Below are 16,517 nucleotides of genomic sequence, written 5' to 3'. Positions count from 1 at the left end.
CAGTGCAGGCTTCTGAATCTTGGGGCTGCTGTGCAGCCCATTCGCGGCACAAGGCCGCCCCCACAGGGGAGCGCGGTTCCTTGTGGGAGCGGCCTTGTGCCGCGAATGGGCCGCACAGCGGCCCCGTTTTTCCATAACCGCTTACTGTGCCTGATAGATCTGGTCGAACACACCGCCATCATTGAAGAATTTGGGTTGTGCAGTCTTCCAGCCACCGAAGTCCTTGTCGATGGTGACCAGGTCCAGTTTCGGGAATTGCTTGCCGAATTCGGCAGCGACCTTCTCGTCACGTGGGCGGTAGAAGTTCTCGGCGGCGATCTTCTGCCCAGCCGGGCTGTACAAGTGCTTGAGGTATTCGGTGGCAATCGCAGTATTGCCCTTCTTCTCAGCGTTCTTGTCGACCACGGCCACCGGTGGCTCGGCCAGGATCGACAGCGACGGCACGACGATTTCGAACTTGTCGGCGCCACCGTCTTCCTTCAGCGCCAGGAAGGCTTCGTTTTCCCAGGCCAGCAGGACGTCGCCCTGGCCGTTGTTGACGAAGGTGATGGTCGAGCCACGGGCGCCGGTATCGAGCACCGGCACGTGCTTGAACAGCTCTTGCACGTAAGTCTTGGCCTTGTCTTCGCTACCGCCGGTCTTCAGGCCATAAGCCCAGGCGGCGAGGAAGTTCCACCGGGCGCCGCCAGAGGTTTTCGGGTTCGGAGTGATGACCGAGACGTCTTTCTTGATCAGGTCGCCCCAGTCTTTGATGCCTTTCGGGTTGCCCTTGCGCACCAGGAACACGATGGTCGACGTGTACGGGGTGCTGGCGTCCGGCAGGCGGGTCTGCCAGTTGTCCGGCAGGGTCTTGCCAAGCTTGGCGATTTCGTCGATGTCGCCGGCCAGGGCCAGGGTCACCACGTCGGCGCGCAGGCCATCGATTACAGCGCGGCCCTGTTTGCCCGAGCCACCGTGGGATTGCTGGATCTTCACCTTGTCGTCCGGGTGGGACTGCTGCCAGTGCTTGATGAATTCGGCGTTGTACTGTTGGTACAACTCACGGGTCGGGTCATAGGACACGTTCAGCAGTTCGTAGTCCTTGGCGATTGCGGAACCGGCAAAAACAGCACTGGCCAGGGCGGCGAGCGCATAACGGCGGATGGACATGGTGAAGCTCCCGATTGGCATTTTTCTAGTTTTAGAGGTGTGGCGCGATCAGCCGGTCTTGTTGCCGGGCTGTTGCAGGCGGAACTTCTCCTTGCGCTCGATCTGGACGACCTGAGCGTTGTGCACGGTAATCTCCACCGCACCGAAACGCAGATCGCGCAGGGCGCTCTGGATCTCACGCAGAATGGTGGCTTCGTCCTGACCGTCGATGCTACGCAGAGATGCACTCATGCTCGTTCTCCTTGGAGTGAGGGTGCCGGGCAGAGGTTTGAAGGGGATTTGCGCCTGGCTTGAGGGCAATAGTAGTGAGGCGGGGATATTCTTAAAAATACTGTTTAAGAATGTTTATATAACCATTTTGCAAAGCCATCACGCCGACCTCGTGGGAGCGGGTTTACCCGCGAATGCGGCGGTGAATCCACCATCGCATTCGCGGGTAAACCCGCTCCCACAGGGGTCAGTGTGTGCTTGTAGTTTTGTGTTCAGGCTCGCGGATTTTGTACCAGGCCACATACAGCGCCGGCAAAAACAGCAGCGTCAGCAAGGTGGCCACGATGATCCCGCCAATCATGGCGTAGGCCATCGGCCCCCAGAACACCTCGCGGGCAATCGGGATCATGCCCAAGCTGGCCGCGGCCGCCGTCAGCAAGATCGGCCGCCGCCGGTGGTTGGTGGCCTCCACCACCGCATCCCACGGGGACAACCCCTGCGCCTCGAACTCATCGATCTGGGTCACCAGGATCACCGAGTTACGAATGATGATACCGGCCAGGGCCAGAATCCCGAGAATGGCCACAAAGCCCATCGGCGTACCCGTAGGCACCAACGCCAGCACCACCCCGATCAAGCCCAACGGCGCCACGCTGACCACCAGGAACAGCTTCTGAACGCTGTGCAGCTGGATCATCAGGAAGGTCGCCATGAGGAACAGCATCAACGGAATAACCTTGCGGATCGGCCCTTGCGCCTTGGCGCTCTCCTCCACCGTACCGCCGGTCGCCACCTCGAAGCCGACCGGCAGTTTGCTGGCGAACTCGTCGATCTTGGGCTTGAGCTGAGCCACAAGGTCGGTGGGCTGGATGTCGCCATTGACCGACGCCTTGATGGTGATGGTCGGCTTGCGATCACGCCGCCAGACCAACGGCTGTTCCAGCTCGTAACGCACCGTGGCGAAGGACAGCAGCGGAATCGAGGTGCCATTGGGGGTGAGGATCTGCAGGTTCTGCAAGGTATCGGGCGAGCCACGCTCGCTGTCTTCGGCGCGGGCAACCACGTTGACCAGGTAGATGTTGTCGTTGACCTGGGTAATCGGCACGCCGGTGACGATGCTGTTCATCACGTTGGCCACGTCTTCGGACGACAGCCCCAGCTGACGCGCTTTGTCTTGGGCAATCTCGATGCGCAGCACTTTGCCCGGCTCGTTCCAGTCGTAGATCATCTCGCCGATGTGCTCGTTGGCATCGAGCAAGGTGGCGAGCTCGATGGCGTGCTTGCGCACCTGGTCGATGTCCTGGCCGCTGACCCGGTACTGGATCGGCCGGCCCACCGGCGGGCCCATCTCCAGCGATTGCACGTTGGTGCCGATGCCGACGAACTCTTCGCGCAGCAGTTTCTGCAGGCGATCCATCATGCCCTGGCGCTCTTCGAAGCCTTTGCTGACGATCACCAACTGCGCGTAGTAGGGGTTCTGCAATTGTTGGTCGAGGGGCAGGTAGAAGCGAATCGCGCCCTGGCCAATGTAGGTGCTCCAGCGCACCAGGTCCGGGTCGTCCTTGATCCTGGCCTCCAGCCGGTCGACGACTTTACGGGTCTCTTCGATCGAGGCGTTTTGCGGCAGGTTGAGGTCGACCAGGATTTCGGGGCGGTCGGATGATGGGAAGAACTGGTTCTGCACGAAGCGCTCGCAGAATATCGCCAGCGCGAACAGCAGCACGGTGCCAATGATGGTCAGCCAGCGGTTGCGCATGCACCACAGCAGGCCGCCCTCGAATGCCCGGCCCACGCGCCCGGGTTCGGCCTCGTGGGCTTTGACCTTGCTGCTGAGGATATGCACGCCCAGCACCGGGGCGAAGAACACCGCCACCACCCACGACACGATCAGCGCCACGGCGATCACCGCGAACAGTGTGTAGGTGTACTCACCTGCCGAACTGGCGTTGAGCCCGATCGGCACGAAGCCGGCCACCGTCACCAGGGTACCGGTCAGCATCGGGAACGCCGTCGAGGTGTAGGCAAAGGTCGCGGCCTGCTCTTTGCTCTCGCCCATTTCCAGGCGTGTGACCATCACCTCCACGGTGATCATCGCATCGTCCACCAGCAGGCCCAGGGCGATGATCAACGCGCCCAGCGAGATCCGTTGCATGGTGATGCCGCTGTACTCCATGAACACGAAGACCATGGCCAGCACCAGCGGGATCGAGCAGGCCACCACCAGCCCGGCGCGCACGCCGAGGCTGACGAAGCTCACCGCCAGCACGATCACCACGGCCTCGAAGAGTGCGCTGGTAAAGCCACCCACCGCCTGTTTGACCACCACGGCCTGGTCGGACACGGTGTGCACACCCACCCCCACCGGCAAGTCGGCGATCACGCTGTCCATTTTCTTCTTCAGGGCGGCGCCGAACACCTGGATGTTACCGCCCGCCTTCATGCCGATGGCCAGGCCAATGGCGGTCTGGCCGTTGTAGCGGAACATCGGTGACGGCGGGTCGACGTAGCCGCGCTCGATATCGGCAATGTCGGCAAGGCGGAAGAAGCGGTCATTGATCCTCAGGTTGACCGTTTCCAGGTCCTTTTCAGAGGCGAACTGGCCGGTGGTCCGCACCGAAATACGTTCGGGGCCCGCCTCGATCACCCCTGCCGGGGTCACCGCGTTCTGCGATTGCAGCGCCTGCATGACCTGGCGCTGGTCGATACCCAAGGCCGCCAGTTTGCGGGTGGAGAAGTTCAGGTACAGCACTTCGTCCTGGGTGCCGACCAGCTCGATCTTGCCGATATTGGGCACTTCGCGCACTTCGGCGCGGGCCTGCTCCACGTAGTCCCGCAGTTGCCGCAAGGTCAGGCCATCGGAGGTGAAGGCGTAGATCGAACCGAACACATCACCGAATTCGTCGTTGAACGCCGGGCCTTGGATGCCCTCGGGGAACTGGCCGCGGATGTCCTGGATCTTCTTGCGCACCTGGTACCAGATGTCCGGGATGTCCTTGGCCTTGGTGGTGTCGCGCAGGTACACGTAGACCGTTGACTCGCCCGGGCGGGTGTAGCTTTTGGTGTAGTCGAGCGAGTCCAGTTCTTCGAGTTTCTTCTCGATGCGGTCGGTGACCTGGTACAGGGTTTCGTCCTGGGTCGCACCGGGCCAGCGGGTCTGGATGACCATGGTCTTGATGGTGAACGACGGGTCTTCCTCACGGCCCAGGTTGAAGTAGGAAAAAATCCCCATCAGCAAGCCGACGAACATCAGGTACCAGACGAACGATTGATGCTTGAGCGCCCATTCGGACAGGTTGAAGCTTCCTTTCATTGCGCATCCTCGTCGAAGGTGACCTTCTGGCCAGGCTTGAGGCTGTTGACGCCGGCAGTCACCACGCGCTCGCCTGGCTGTACGCCGGAGGCGATGACGATGTGTTCGCGGGTGCGGTCGATCAAGGCGACATCCCGGGTCGCCACGGTTTTCTGCTGCGTGTCGATCACCCACACCTGGGTCTTGCCGTCACGCTCGAGCAAGGCGCTCAGGGGCAGTTCACTGCGCGGCGTGACCGCAGAGCTCAGGCTCACGCTGATCGCGGTGCCAAGGTGGAAGGCGGCCGGTGTGCTGGTCAGGGTCAGGCGCGCACGCCGGGTGCGCGTGGTGGCGTCGGCTTGCGGTTCCAGCTCGCGCAACGAGGCCGTGGTGTTGATGCTGGGGTCGAGCTGCGAGGCCACGGTGAAGGTGAGGCCCTTGTCGAGTTGCTCGCCCACGCCGATCGGCAGGTCGATCACGGCTTCCTTGACGTCTGGCCGGGCCAGGGTCACCACAGCCTGGCCCGCCGTTACCGTTTGCCCAGCTTCGGCCTGCCAGGCAGTGATCACCGCCGCGTGGTCGGTGCGCAGGGTGCTGTAATCAAGCTGGTCACGCGCCTGGCTGACCGCCGAGCGTGCCTGCTCCAGCGCCGCACCGGTGGTTTTCAGGTTGGTCTGGGCAATGTCCAGCTGGGCCTGGGCGCCGACACCGCGGTCGTACAGCTGCTGCTGACGGCGCGCGTCGGCCTGGGCGTTTATCCACTGCGCCTGGACCTTGGCCAAGTCGCCTTCGGCGGCGCGCAACTGGTTCTGCTGGTCGGTGGGGTCGAGGGTGGCCAGTGTGTCCCCAGGCTTCACCTGCGCCCCCACATCAAGCCAACGCCGGGCAATACGCCCGGACACGCGAAAGCCCAAGGTGCTCTCGAAGCGCGCCTGAATGCTGCCGGCAAAGCGCCCAAGTTGCGCTTGCACCTGCGGTTCGACCTTCACCGAAAGCACCGGCCGAACGGGCTCGACCGCTTCTTCCTCAGAGCTGCAAGCAACCAGCAACAGCCCGACCGGGAGCAATAACAGCAAGCGCTTCATGGCGCATCCCCCGCAGCCTTTTCATCGATTTTTTCCACCTGCATGCCGGGGTGCAGCAACTGCCCGCCATTGACCACCACGGTCTCGCCGCCTTTGAGGCCGTTGGCGACCACGACCTTGCCGGTGAGGTAGCGCGCTACTTCAACCTTGCGCAGTTCGACCTTGTCGCCCTCGCCCACCACCCAGACGGCAGGCTCATGCAAGGCCTTGGTCAAAGCCGACCAGGGCAGCTCGATGCTGGAGCGCCCCTGGGTATTGGCAGTGGCCGTCACCGGTGAGCCCAGCTGCATGCCGGGCGGCACGTTGCGCAGGCCAACCTTGACCTGCACCGTGCCACTTTGGGCTGAAACGGTTGGCGTCACTTCGCGAACGAAGCCTTGCGCCTGGACGTTGGGGTCATCGAGCAGCTTCACGATCACCCCCTCATCGCTTGGCGGTGCCACCAGCAACGATTCATACACGTTGAACACTGCATCACGGTCGCCATCGCGGGCGAAGCCGAAGATCGGCATGGTGGCCTGCACCACTTGGCCGACCTCGGCCTGGCGCTCGGTGATCACGCCGGCAGCTTCGGACACCAGCGCGGTGTAGCTCAGCTGTTCATTGGCATTGGCCAGCTGCGCCTGGGCGGCCTTGAGCGCGCTCTGGTTGCTGCGCAATGCGGCTTCGGCGGAGTCGTACTCGCTCTGGCTGGTATAGCCCTTGGGCAGCAGCTTTTGCTGACGCACGAAAGCCGCGGCCGTCTGCGTCACGCGCGCTTGGGCGGCGAACACCTCGGCCTTGGCCGAGTCGACGTTGTTCTGCAGGTCTTTCGGGTCCAGCCGTGCCAGTACCTGGTTGGCCTTGACGTGATCGCCCACATCGACGCTGCGCGAAATGATCTTGCCGCCCACACGGAACGACAAGTCGGTTTGCACCCGCGCTTGTACGTCGCCGGTCAGGGTCACCCTGGCAGCGAAATCGGTAGGCTGGACCTGTTGCACACCGACCCGAGGCAGCGTCTCGGGGGTTTCTTCCTTGCTACAGCCGGTGAGCATGTACAGCACACTCAGGCCTGCCAGCACCAGTGGACGCGTCACCCTCATGCAGGCTCCTAGCTTGCGCACAAATGATTTGTGAGATGCGACTGTCAGCGTAGTTCAGGGTTCAGCAAACATCACTGATGGAGATCACTGGAGTATTTTCGGCGCTGGTGCGGGCCTCTTCGCGGGTGAACCCGCTCCCACAGGGACTGTGCAAATGCTGAATCCTGCATAGCACCTGTGGCAAACATCACTGATGGAGATCACTCGAGTATTTGCGGCGCTGGTGCGGGCCTCTTCGCGGGTGAACCCGCTCCCACAGGGACTGTGCAAATGCTGAATCGTGCGTAGCACCTGTGGGAGCGGGTTCACCCGCGAAAGGGCCGGTACAGGCAACCACAAGCCCCCTGCCATATCCCGAAACCATCCAACGCACTTTTGCGGTTTCACATCCACTACCTTGGAGAGGTCACTCTTCAAGGAAGAAACCAATGCCTCGGGCTCAATCACACCTGCTTCGACGTGGTCGCTATTCAGAACTCGGCAGGCTGTACCTGCTTACTACTGTTACCCATCAACGCAAGCCGCTGTTCAATGACTTCCAACATGCCCGATTAGTTATCCATCAACTGCGACAATCCGATCACGACCACGCCTGCCGGTCATTGGCCTGGGTACTGATGCCGGACCATCTGCATTGGCTGATCGAGTTGAAAGGCACGACGCTGGGTACATTGATGCGCAGATTCAAATCCAGATCCAGTCTGGTTTTGCATTAGGCGGGGGTTGAGCATGATCCGGTGTGGCAGCCTGGGTATCAGGACCGGGCATTGAGAAGGGAGGAAAGCATGGTGCATGTAGCCCGGTACATTGTTGCCAATCCGTTGAGGGCTGGATTGGTCAGAAGTGTCCGGGACTATCCACACTGGGATGCAGTATGGCTTTGAATCGGTGCTGGGGTTTCGCGGGTGAACCCGCTCCCACAGGATGTGTGCAGTGTTCTAGAGCTGCACTTGCCTGTAGAAGCGGGCTTGCCCGCGAAGAGGTGGGTCAGACCGGCGCAGCTGCTGCCGTCGGGCGCTTGACCTGTGGCTGCGACACGTTCGCCGCAGCCCCTTCTTCGATGGCCTGCTGAATCGCCTTGCGACGGTGCTCTTCAGCGCGGCGGCTGAAGTACCAGACCATGAAGGTCACCAGCGACACCGACAACAGGATCAGGCTGGCCACGGCGTTTATCTCTGGCTTCACGCCCAGGCGCACCGCCGAGAACACTTCCATCGGCAAGGTGGTCGAGCCCGGCCCGGACACGAAGCTGGCCAGCACCAGGTCATCCAGCGACAGGGCAAACGACATCATGCCGCCCGCCGCCAGCGATGGCGCGATCATCGGGATGGTGATCAGGAAGAACACCTTCCACGGCTTGGCACCCAGGTCCATCGCCGCTTCCTCGATCGACAGGTCCAGCTCACGCAAGCGTGCCGACACCACCACCGCCACGTACGCCGCACAGAACGTGGTGTGGGCGATCCAGATGGTGACGATGCCACGCTCTTGCGGCCAGCCGATCATCTGCGCCATGGCCACGAACAGCAGCAACAGCGACAGACCGGTGATCACTTCTGGCATCACCAACGGCGCGGTGACCAGGCCGCCGAACAGCGTGCGGCCTTTGAAGCGGGTGACCCGGGTCAGCACGAAGGCCGCCAGGGTACCCAGCGCCACCGCTGCCACCGCCGTGTAGCAGGCGATTTCCAGCGAGCGCATCACCGACCCCATCAGCTGGGTGTTGTCGAGCAGGCCGACGTACCACTTGATCGACCAGCCCCCCCACACTGTCACCAGCTTCGAGGCGTTGAACGAGTAGATCACCAGGATCAGCATCGGCAGGTAGATGAACAGCAAGCCGAGCACCAGCATCAGCTTGGAGAAACTGAAGCGCTTCATGCCCTGCCCTCCATTTCTTTGGCCTGGCTGCGGTTGAACAGCAGGATCGGCACGATCAGGATCGCCAGCATCACTACCGCCAGCGCGGACGCTACCGGCCAGTCACGGTTGTTGAAGAACTCTTGCCACAGCACCTTACCGATCATCAGGGTTTCCGGGCCGCCCAGCAGTTCTGGGATCACGAACTCGCCCACCACTGGGATGAACACCAGCATGCAGCCCGCGATGATGCCGTTTTTCGACAGCGGCACGGTGATCTTCCAGAAGCTGTTGAAGGTGCTCGAACCCAGGTCCGATGCGGCTTCCAACAGGCTCGGGTCGTGCTTCACCAAGTTCGCGTACAGCGGCAGGATCATGAACGGCAGGTACGAATAGACCACGCCGATGTACACCGCCAGGTTGGTGTTGAGAATCTGCAGTGGCTGGTCGATGAGCCCCAGCCACAGCAGGAAGCTGTTAAGCAGCCCGTTGTTGCTGAGGATGCCCATCCAGGCGTAGACGCGGATCAGGATCGCCGTCCAGGTCGGCATCATGATCAGCAACAGCAGCACAGTCTGCGACTCTTTGCGGGCGTTGGCGATGGCATAGGCCATCGGGTAGCCGATCAGCAGGCACAGCAAGGTGCTGAAGAAGGCCATCTTCAACGAGCCCAGGTAGGCCGAGATGTACAGCTCGTCTTCGGTCAACAGGCCATAGTTGGCCAGGTTGAGCACCAACTGGATCTTGTCTTCGACGTAGCTATAGATCTCGGTATACGGCGGGATCGCCACGTCGGCTTCGGCAAAGCTGATCTTCAACACGATGAAGAACGGCAGCATGAAGAACAGGAACAGCCAGATGAACGGCACGCCGATCACCAAGTGCCGCCCCTCCGGGGTCAAGCGCTGGAAGGCTCGCTTGAGCTTGCGCAGTTTCATGACCGCAGTACCACGCCGCTGTCGTCTTCCCACCACACGTACACTTCATCGCCCCAGGTCGGACGTGTGCCCTGGCGCTCGGCGTTGGCCACGAACGACTGGACGATCTTGCCGCTCGGCAGCTCGACGTAGAACACCGAGTGGCCGCCCAGGTAGGCGATGTCATGCACCTTGCCGCGCGACCAGTTGTGCTCGCAGGTCGGTTGCTGGGTCGTGACCAGCATCTTCTCCGGGCGCAGCGCGTAGGTGATGTGCTTGTCTTCGACCGACGTGGTGATGCCGTGGCCAACGTAGATCTTGCGCTCCAGTTCAGGGCTGGCAATGATCGCGTGGCCTTCAGCGTCGTCGACCACTTCACCTTCGAACAGGTTGACGTTGCCGATGAACTCGCACACCAGGCGGCTGGTCGGGGTCTCGTAGATGTCCACAGGCGAGCCGATCTGGGCGATCCAGCCCAAGTGCATGATGGCGATGCGCTGGGCCATGGTCATGGCCTCTTCCTGGTCGTGGGTCACCATCACGCAGGTCACGCCCACGCGCTCGATGATTTCCACCAGCTCAAGTTGCATCTGCGAACGCAGCTTCTTGTCCAGGGCGCCCATCGGCTCATCGAGCAACAGCAGTTTCGGGCGTTTGGCCAACGAACGCGCCAGGGCCACACGCTGGCGCTGGCCACCCGACAGCTGGTGCGGCTTGCGCTTGGCGTACTGGGTCATGTGCACCAGCTTGAGCATCTCGGCCACACGGGCGTCGATGTCCGCCTTGGGCAGCTTGTCCTGCTGCAGGCCGAAGGCGATGTTCTGCGCCACGGTCATGTGCGGGAACAGCGCATAGGACTGGAACATCATGTTGATCGGCCGCTCGTAGGGCGGCATCTCGGTGATGTCGACGCCATCGAGCAAGATCCGCCCTTCGGTGGGGCGCTCGAAGCCAGCCAGCATACGCAGCAAGGTCGATTTGCCGGAACCGGAGCCACCCAGCAGGGCAAAAATCTCACCCTTGCGGATTTCCAGGGACACATCGTCCACCGCTACCGTTTCGTCGAACTTTTTCGTGACCCGGTCGATCTTGACCAGCACCTGCTTGGGTTGCTGGCCACCCTCGAGGGCTTTCTTATAGGCTCCGGAGGCAACTGCCATGAGTGAAACTCCCAACAAGATTTTTGTGCCCGCGCGGCCTGTTCTGCAGGGGCCGCGGCGGGTCTGGATTGTTACTTGCCCGACTTGACCTTGGTCCAGCTACGGGTCATCAAGCGTTGCACCTTGGGCGGCAACTCACTGTTGACGAACATCTTGTCCAGCACTTCCTGCGGTGGGTAAACCGCGGCGTCAGTCCTCACGGCCTGGTCCATCAGGTCGCCAGCCTTGGGGTTCGGGTTGGCGTAACCGACGTAATCACTGACCTGGGCGATAACCTCAGGTTTCAGCAAATAGTTGATGAAGGCATGGGCCTCTTTGACGTTCTTGGCGTCCTTGGGGATCGCCAGCACGTCGAACCAGAGGTTGCCGCCTTCTTTGGGAATCGCATACGCCAGGTTCACGCCCTTCTTGGCTTCTTCGGCGCGGGCCTTGGCCTGGAAGATGTCGCCAGAGAAGCCCGCCGCGACGCAGATGTCGCCGTTGGCAAGGTCGGTGATGTACTTGGACGAGTGGAAGTAGGTGACGTAAGGGCGCACCGCCAGCAGCTTCTGCTCGGCAGCCTGGTAGTCCTTGGGGTTGCTGCTGTTGGGGTCCAGCCCCATGTAGTTGAGCACCGCCGGGAGCATTTCGTCCGCCGAGTCGAGGAAGGCCACACCACACTTGGAGAGCTTCTTCATGTTCTCGGGTTCGAACAGCACAGCCCAGGAATCGATGGTGTCGACGCCCAGCGCAGCCTTGACCTTTTCAACGTTGTAACCAATGCCGTTGGTGCCCCACAGGTAAGGCACGGCGTACTGGTTGCCCGGATCGTTCTTTTCCAGGCGTTTCATCAGCGCCGGATCCAGGTTGGAATAATTGGGCAGCAGGCTTTTGTCGAGCTTCTGGAACGCGCCCGCCTTGATCTGCTTGCCGAGGAAATGGTTGGACGGCACTACCACGTCATAGCCGGTGTTGCCGGCCAGCAGCTTGCCTTCCAGGGTTTCGTTTGAGTCGAACACGTCCTGCACGGGCTTGATACCCGTTGCCTTCTCGAAGTCCGCGAGTGTGGTCGGGCCGATATAGTCGGACCAGTTGTATAAATGCACCGTAGGCGCCGCTTGGACGCTGCATGCCAGCGTCAGGCCCGCTCCAGCCATCAAGGCCTTGCGTAATACAGAAATAGACAAGTGGGTGGTCCTCACAATCAGTGCCTGGGTAGCGGCAATGTGGCCGCACACGCAAAACCGGCGCGCAACTTACCTTCGCAGCTTCGATGCCGCAATCATCAATTGCCTTTCATGGCCTCTGGGCCGGGCAACCCCGGCCCAGAGCGCCTTGCATCGGGCTTACTTGCCCGACTTGATCTTGGTCCAGCTGCGGGTGATCACACGCTGCACAGAAGCGTCAGGCGCAGCGATCGCGTACAGCTGCTTCTTCACTTCGGCAGGCGGGTAGATGCTCGGGTCGCTGGTGATGTCTTTGTCCACGAACTGGGTGGCGGCAGCGTTGCCGTTCGGGAAGCGCACGGCGTTGGTGATCTCAGCCATGATTTCCGGCTGCATCAGGAAGTCCATGAACTGGTAGGCAGCGTCTTTATGCTCGGCATCTTTCGGGATGGCGACCATGTCGTAGAAGGTACCGGCACCTTCTTTCGGAATGACGTAGTCCACTTTGACCTTGTCGCCAGCTTCGTGGGCGCGGGCCTTGGACTGCTCCAGGTCACCCGAGTAACCGACGGCCACGCAGATGTTGCCGTTGGCCATGTCGCCGATGTACTTGGAGGAGTGGAAGTAGGTGATCGAAGGACGGATCTTGAGGAACAGGTCCTCGGCGGCCTTCAGGTCTTCCTTCTTGGTGCTGTTGCTTGGCAGGCCCAGGTAGTGCAGCGCGGCCGGGATCATCTCGGTCGGCGCATCCAGGAAGCTCACGCCGCAGCTCTTGAGCTTGGCGATGTTCTCAGGCTTGAACACCACGTCCCACGAATCGATCTTGTCCACGCCCAGCGCGGCCTTGACCTTCTCCGGGTTGTAGCCAATGCCGATGGAGCCCCACATGTACGGGAAGGCGTGCTTGTTGTCCTTGTCGCTGGCATCGCCAACGGCCTTGAGCAGGTCGGTGTCGAGGTTCTTCCAGTTCGGCAGTTTGGAACGGTCCAGTTCCTCGTACACGCCAGCCTTGATCTGCTTGGCCAGGAAGTTGTTCGACGGCACGACGATGTCATAGCCCGACTTGCCTGCCAGCAGCTTGGCTTCCAGGGTTTCGTTGCTGTCGAAGACGTCGTACTTGACCTTGATGCCGGTCTGCTTCTCGAACTTGGCGATGGTGTCCGGAGCGATGTAGTCCGACCAGTTGTAGACGTTCAATACCTTGTCTTCAGCCTGAACAGCGGTCGCCATGGCACCCATCAGGGCGGCGGCCAGCAACGTCTTGCCCATTTTCTTCATGCGTCATGCTCCAGATTTTTTTGATTAGCCATCCGTTCAGCTGCCAGGTCCCGCAGTACACGCGTCGGGCGACTGAAACAGTCGCTAGTCTGGCAAGTTACAAGGCGCTGTTTCAAGGAAAGCAGCCCCTTGTAACCAACTAATGTCACAACGCTAGCCTAGCAGGTGCTCATCTGATCGCTTCGAGGGTCAGGTCAAGGCACTTGCGCGCCTTTTCCACCAGCTCGTCGATCTCTGCATGGCTGATTACCAGCGGTGGCGCGATGATCATGGTGTCACCGACCGCGCGCATGATCAGGCCGTTCTCGAAGCAGAAGTTGCGGCAGATCATGCCCACGCCCTTGCCTTCGTAACGGCTGCGGGTGGCCTTGTCCTTGACCAGCTCGATCGCGCCGAGCAGGCCCAGGCCGCGTACCTCGCCCACCAGCGGGTGGTCTTGCAGCTCACGCAAACGCTTTTGCAAATACGGTGCCGCTTCTGTGCGCGCCTGCTCGACGATTTTTTCGTCGCGCAGAATGCGCAGGTTTTCCAGGCCTACGGCGGCCGCGACCGGGTGCCCTGAATAGGTGAAGCCGTGGTTGAAGTCGCCGCCTTCGCTGATCACCTTGGCCACGGTGTCACGCACGATCACACCGCCCATGGGGATGTAACCGGAGGTCAGGCCTTTGGCGATGGTCATCAGGTCTGGCTTGAGGTCGTAGTAGTCGGAGCCGAACCACTCGCCGGTACGGCCGAAACCGCAGATCACTTCGTCGGCCACGAACAGGATGTCGTACTTGGCGAGGATCTCCTTGACCTTCGGCCAGTAGGTTTCTGGCGGGATGATCACCCCACCGGCACCCTGGATCGGCTCGGCGATGAAGGCGGCGACGTTGTCTTCGCCGACCTCGAGGATTTTCTTCTCCAGTTGCTCGGCAGCCCACACACCGAATTCGTCCGGGCTCATGTCGCCGCCCTCACCGAACCAGTACGGCTGCGGGATGTGCACGATGCCCGGAATCGGCAGGCCGCCCTGCTCGTGCATGCCGCTCATGCCGCCCAGGCACGCACCGGCGAAGGTGGAGCCGTGGTAGCCGTTGATGCGGCCGATGATGATCTGCTTGTGCGGTTTGCCCTTGAGTGCCCAATAGTGACGGACCATGCGCAGCACGGTGTCGTTGCCTTCGGAGCCGGAGCCGGTGAAGAACACATGGGTCATGCCTTCCGGCGCCACGTCGGTGATGGCTTTGGCCAGTTCCAGCGCAGGCGGGTGGGCGGTCTGGAAGAACAGGTTGTAGTACGGCAGCTCGCGCATCTGCTTTTCCGCAGCCCGCACCAGCTCTTCACGGCCGTAACCTACCGCCACGCACCACAGGCCGGCCATGCCGTCGAGGATCTTGTTGCCCTCGCTGTCCCACAAATGCACACCCTGGGCCTTGGTGATGATGCGCGGCCCCTTTTCCTTCAGCTGTTTGTAGTCGCTGAAGGGCGCGAGGTGGTGCTCGCCGCTCAGGTTTTGCCATTCACGGGTTTGCGGGTTTTTGACGCTCATGTGCTTCTCCGTTATCCGACAGCCGCGCTCCTGCGGCACCAGGGTTGATCAGACAGCAAACAGCAGGAACTCACGCTCCCAGGAACTGATGACGCGTTTGAAGTTTTCGTGCTCGGCGCGTTTGGTGGCGACGTAGCCGGTGATGAACTTCTTGCCCAGGTACTGGACCAGCGCACGGCTGATTTCCATGCGTTCCAGGGCGTCTTCGATGGTCAGCGGCAGGCGCAGGTTGCGGCGTTCGTAACCGCGGCCCTGCACCGGCGCACTGGCTTCGATGCCTTCGACCATGCCGATGTAGCCGCACAGCAAGCTGGCGGCGATGGCCAGGTAAGGGTTGGCATCGGCGCCCGGCAGGCGGTTCTCGACCCGGCGGTTTTGCGGGCCGGCATCCGGTACGCGCAGGCCGACGGTACGGTTTTCTTCGCCCCACTCGACGTTCACTGGTGCCGAGGTGTCGGGCAGGAAGCGGCGGAACGAGTTGACGTTGGGGGCGAACAGCGGCAGCGCTTCAGGGATGAACTTCTGCAGGCCACCAATGTGGTGCAGGAACAGCTCGCTCATGCTGCCGTCTTCGTTGCTGAAAATATTTTTGCCGGTGACCACATCAACCACGCTCTGGTGCAGGTGCATGGCACTGCCCGGCTCGCCGGTCATGGGCTTGGCCATGAACGTTGCGGCCACGTTGTGCTTGAGCGCGGCCTCGCGCATGGTGCGTTTGAACACCAGGATCTGGTCAGCCAGGTGCAGGGCGTTGCCGTGACGGAAGTTGATTTCCATCTGCGCCGTGCCGTCTTCGTGGATCAGCGTGTCGAGGTCCAGCTGCTGCAGTTCGCACCAGTCATAGACGTCCTCGAACAGCGGGTCGAATTCGTTGGCGGCCTCGATCGAGAACGACTGGCGGCCAGTTTCCGGGCGGCCCGAACGGCCTACCGGAGGCTGCAGCGGGAAGTCCGGGTCTTCGCTGCGCTTGGTCAGGTAGAACTCCATCTCGGGCGCGACGATTGGCTGCCAGCCTTTGTCGGCGTAGAGCTTGAGCACTTTCTTCAAGACGTTGCGCGGCGAAAGCTCGACCGGGTTGCCCTTCTTGTCGTAGGTGTCGTGAATCACCTGCGCCGTCGGCTCGATGGCCCAGGGCACCAGGAACACGGCGTCTTCGTCGGGGCGGCAGATCATGTCGATGTCGGCCGGGTCGAGCAGCTCGTAATAGATGTCGTCGTCGACGTAGTCACCCGTCACGGTCTGCAGCAGCACGCTCTCGGGCAGGCGCATGCCTTTTTCGGCGATGAACTTGTTGGTCGGCGAGATCTTGCCGCGCGTGATGCCGGTCAGGTCGCTGATCATGCATTCGACTTCAGTGATCTTGTGCTCTTTCAACCAATCGGTGAGCTGGTCGAGGTTGTTACTCATAAATACCTCAGGAGGTAAGGTGGTCCGCGCCTTGATTCTGGATGGAGAAGATTGCTAAAGCAAAAACCCCCACGCAGGAGCACAGTGGATACACTGAAAACAAGCGTGTCCGTAATGAGTTTGAAGGGCAGGAAGGCGAATCGAAGCGTGTTAAGCCGCTACGGGGAATGGTCCGGGTGCGCCAAGCGTCAATTATTGCGGCCAGGGCGGCCACACCGTTGACGGTGCGTGCATGAACGACAGGGGTACCCGATGGCACTGCGCAGGCAGTGCTTTCAGGTCGCGACAAGCGGACCATGTGACCCTCGTATTATTGTGTTCTGGGTTGAATCCGAGCTTAGCCTTGTTCATTTTTTTACACAACACCTCCGTAAAAAATAAAACACGGCACGCTTGAGATA

General features: G+C 61.2%; 12 protein-coding genes and 1 pseudogene. 1 reads left to right on the top strand and 12 read right to left on the bottom strand.

Features of this window, described 5'->3' with window-relative positions:
* Positions 1-141 precede the first annotated feature (141 nt).
* The 5 genes from D886_RS0101795 to D886_RS0101775 all read right to left on the bottom strand — a co-directional run bounded on the left by D886_RS0101795 (position 142) and on the right by D886_RS0101775 (position 6,818).
* Positions 142-1,149 (bottom strand): sulfate ABC transporter substrate-binding protein, encoded by a 1,008-nt coding sequence (locus tag D886_RS0101795; RefSeq protein ID WP_027592262.1) that lies wholly within the window; start codon positions 1,147-1,149, stop codon positions 142-144.
* A gap of 48 nt (positions 1,150-1,197) precedes the next feature.
* Complete coding sequence (gene oscA, locus D886_RS0101790) at positions 1,198-1,380, bottom strand: sulfur starvation response protein OscA (protein ID WP_003258557.1); 183 nt, start codon at positions 1,378-1,380, stop codon at positions 1,198-1,200.
* A gap of 226 nt (positions 1,381-1,606) precedes the next feature.
* Positions 1,607-4,669, bottom strand: coding sequence for an efflux RND transporter permease subunit (locus D886_RS0101785; protein WP_027592261.1), 3,063 nt, complete (start codon positions 4,667-4,669; stop codon positions 1,607-1,609).
* Entirely contained in the window at positions 4,666-5,733 is a 1,068-nt protein-coding gene (locus D886_RS0101780; RefSeq protein ID WP_027592260.1) for an efflux RND transporter periplasmic adaptor subunit, read from the bottom strand. The genes D886_RS0101785 and D886_RS0101780 overlap by 4 nt, the downstream gene beginning before the upstream one ends.
* On the bottom strand, positions 5,730-6,818 hold the full coding sequence (locus D886_RS0101775) for an efflux RND transporter periplasmic adaptor subunit (protein WP_027592259.1): 1,089 nt from the start codon (positions 6,816-6,818) through the stop codon (positions 5,730-5,732). Before D886_RS0101775 ends, D886_RS0101780 begins: the two co-directional genes overlap by 4 nt.
* A gap of 428 nt (positions 6,819-7,246) precedes the next feature.
* Here D886_RS0101775 and D886_RS27555 point away from each other — a divergent pair.
* Positions 7,247-7,702: pseudogene (locus tag D886_RS27555) on the top strand (transposase).
* A 103-nt stretch (positions 7,703-7,805) separates the two neighbouring features.
* Here D886_RS27555 and D886_RS0101770 read toward each other — a convergent pair.
* The 7 genes from D886_RS0101770 to D886_RS0101740 form a co-directional block, all read right to left on the bottom strand.
* On the bottom strand, positions 7,806-8,699 hold the full coding sequence (locus tag D886_RS0101770) for an ABC transporter permease subunit (RefSeq protein WP_027592258.1): 894 nt from the start codon (positions 8,697-8,699) through the stop codon (positions 7,806-7,808).
* Entirely contained in the window at positions 8,696-9,616 is a 921-nt protein-coding gene (locus tag D886_RS0101765) for an ABC transporter permease subunit (RefSeq protein WP_027592257.1), read from the bottom strand. Before D886_RS0101765 ends, D886_RS0101770 begins: the two co-directional genes overlap by 4 nt.
* Complete coding sequence (gene potA / locus D886_RS0101760) at positions 9,613-10,755, bottom strand: polyamine ABC transporter ATP-binding protein (protein ID WP_027592256.1); 1,143 nt, start codon at positions 10,753-10,755, stop codon at positions 9,613-9,615. The genes D886_RS0101765 and potA overlap by 4 nt, the downstream gene beginning before the upstream one ends.
* A gap of 71 nt (positions 10,756-10,826) precedes the next feature.
* Complete coding sequence (locus D886_RS0101755; protein ID WP_027592255.1) at positions 10,827-11,921, bottom strand: polyamine ABC transporter substrate-binding protein; 1,095 nt, start codon at positions 11,919-11,921, stop codon at positions 10,827-10,829.
* A gap of 159 nt (positions 11,922-12,080) precedes the next feature.
* On the bottom strand, positions 12,081-13,178 hold the full coding sequence (locus D886_RS0101750; RefSeq protein ID WP_027592254.1) for a polyamine ABC transporter substrate-binding protein: 1,098 nt from the start codon (positions 13,176-13,178) through the stop codon (positions 12,081-12,083).
* 169 nt (positions 13,179-13,347) lie between these two features.
* A complete protein-coding gene (locus tag D886_RS0101745; RefSeq protein WP_027592253.1) occupies positions 13,348-14,709 on the bottom strand; it encodes an aspartate aminotransferase family protein in 1,362 nt (453 codons plus the stop codon).
* 48 nt (positions 14,710-14,757) lie between these two features.
* A complete protein-coding gene (locus D886_RS0101740; protein WP_027592252.1) occupies positions 14,758-16,116 on the bottom strand; it encodes a glutamine synthetase family protein in 1,359 nt (452 codons plus the stop codon).
* Between the last annotated feature and the right edge of the window lie 401 nt (positions 16,117-16,517).

The organism is Pseudomonas sp. LAIL14HWK12:I7 (assembly GCF_000483465.1).
In the GTDB taxonomy this organism is placed as follows: Bacteria; Pseudomonadota; Gammaproteobacteria; order Pseudomonadales; family Pseudomonadaceae; genus Aquipseudomonas; species Aquipseudomonas kermanshahensis.
Note: the sequence above shows the minus strand (reverse complement) of the source record. Positions and strands in the feature narration are given on the sequence as shown.

What these genes read in the sequence shown, in the direction of transcription:
- potA (WP_027592256.1), bottom strand. Translation starts at nt 10,755, where the DNA reads ATGGCAGTTGCCTCCGGAGCCTATAAGAAAGCCCTCGAGGGTGGCCAG.
- D886_RS0101750 (WP_027592254.1), bottom strand. Translation starts at nt 13,178, where the DNA reads ATGAAGAAAATGGGCAAGACGTTGCTGGCCGCCGCCCTGATGGGTGCC.
- D886_RS0101775 (WP_027592259.1), bottom strand. Translation starts at nt 6,818, where the DNA reads ATGAGGGTGACGCGTCCACTGGTGCTGGCAGGCCTGAGTGTGCTGTAC.
- D886_RS0101780 (WP_027592260.1), bottom strand. Translation starts at nt 5,733, where the DNA reads ATGAAGCGCTTGCTGTTATTGCTCCCGGTCGGGCTGTTGCTGGTTGCT.
- D886_RS0101795 (WP_027592262.1), bottom strand. Translation starts at nt 1,149, where the DNA reads ATGTCCATCCGCCGTTATGCGCTCGCCGCCCTGGCCAGTGCTGTTTTT.
- D886_RS0101770 (WP_027592258.1), bottom strand. Translation starts at nt 8,699, where the DNA reads ATGAAGCGCTTCAGTTTCTCCAAGCTGATGCTGGTGCTCGGCTTGCTG.
- D886_RS0101765 (WP_027592257.1), bottom strand. Translation starts at nt 9,616, where the DNA reads ATGAAACTGCGCAAGCTCAAGCGAGCCTTCCAGCGCTTGACCCCGGAG.
- D886_RS0101785 (WP_027592261.1), bottom strand. Translation starts at nt 4,669, where the DNA reads ATGAAAGGAAGCTTCAACCTGTCCGAATGGGCGCTCAAGCATCAATCG.
- D886_RS0101745 (WP_027592253.1), bottom strand. Translation starts at nt 14,709, where the DNA reads ATGAGCGTCAAAAACCCGCAAACCCGTGAATGGCAAAACCTGAGCGGC.
- D886_RS0101740 (WP_027592252.1), bottom strand. Translation starts at nt 16,116, where the DNA reads ATGAGTAACAACCTCGACCAGCTCACCGATTGGTTGAAAGAGCACAAG.
- oscA (WP_003258557.1), bottom strand. Translation starts at nt 1,380, where the DNA reads ATGAGTGCATCTCTGCGTAGCATCGACGGTCAGGACGAAGCCACCATT.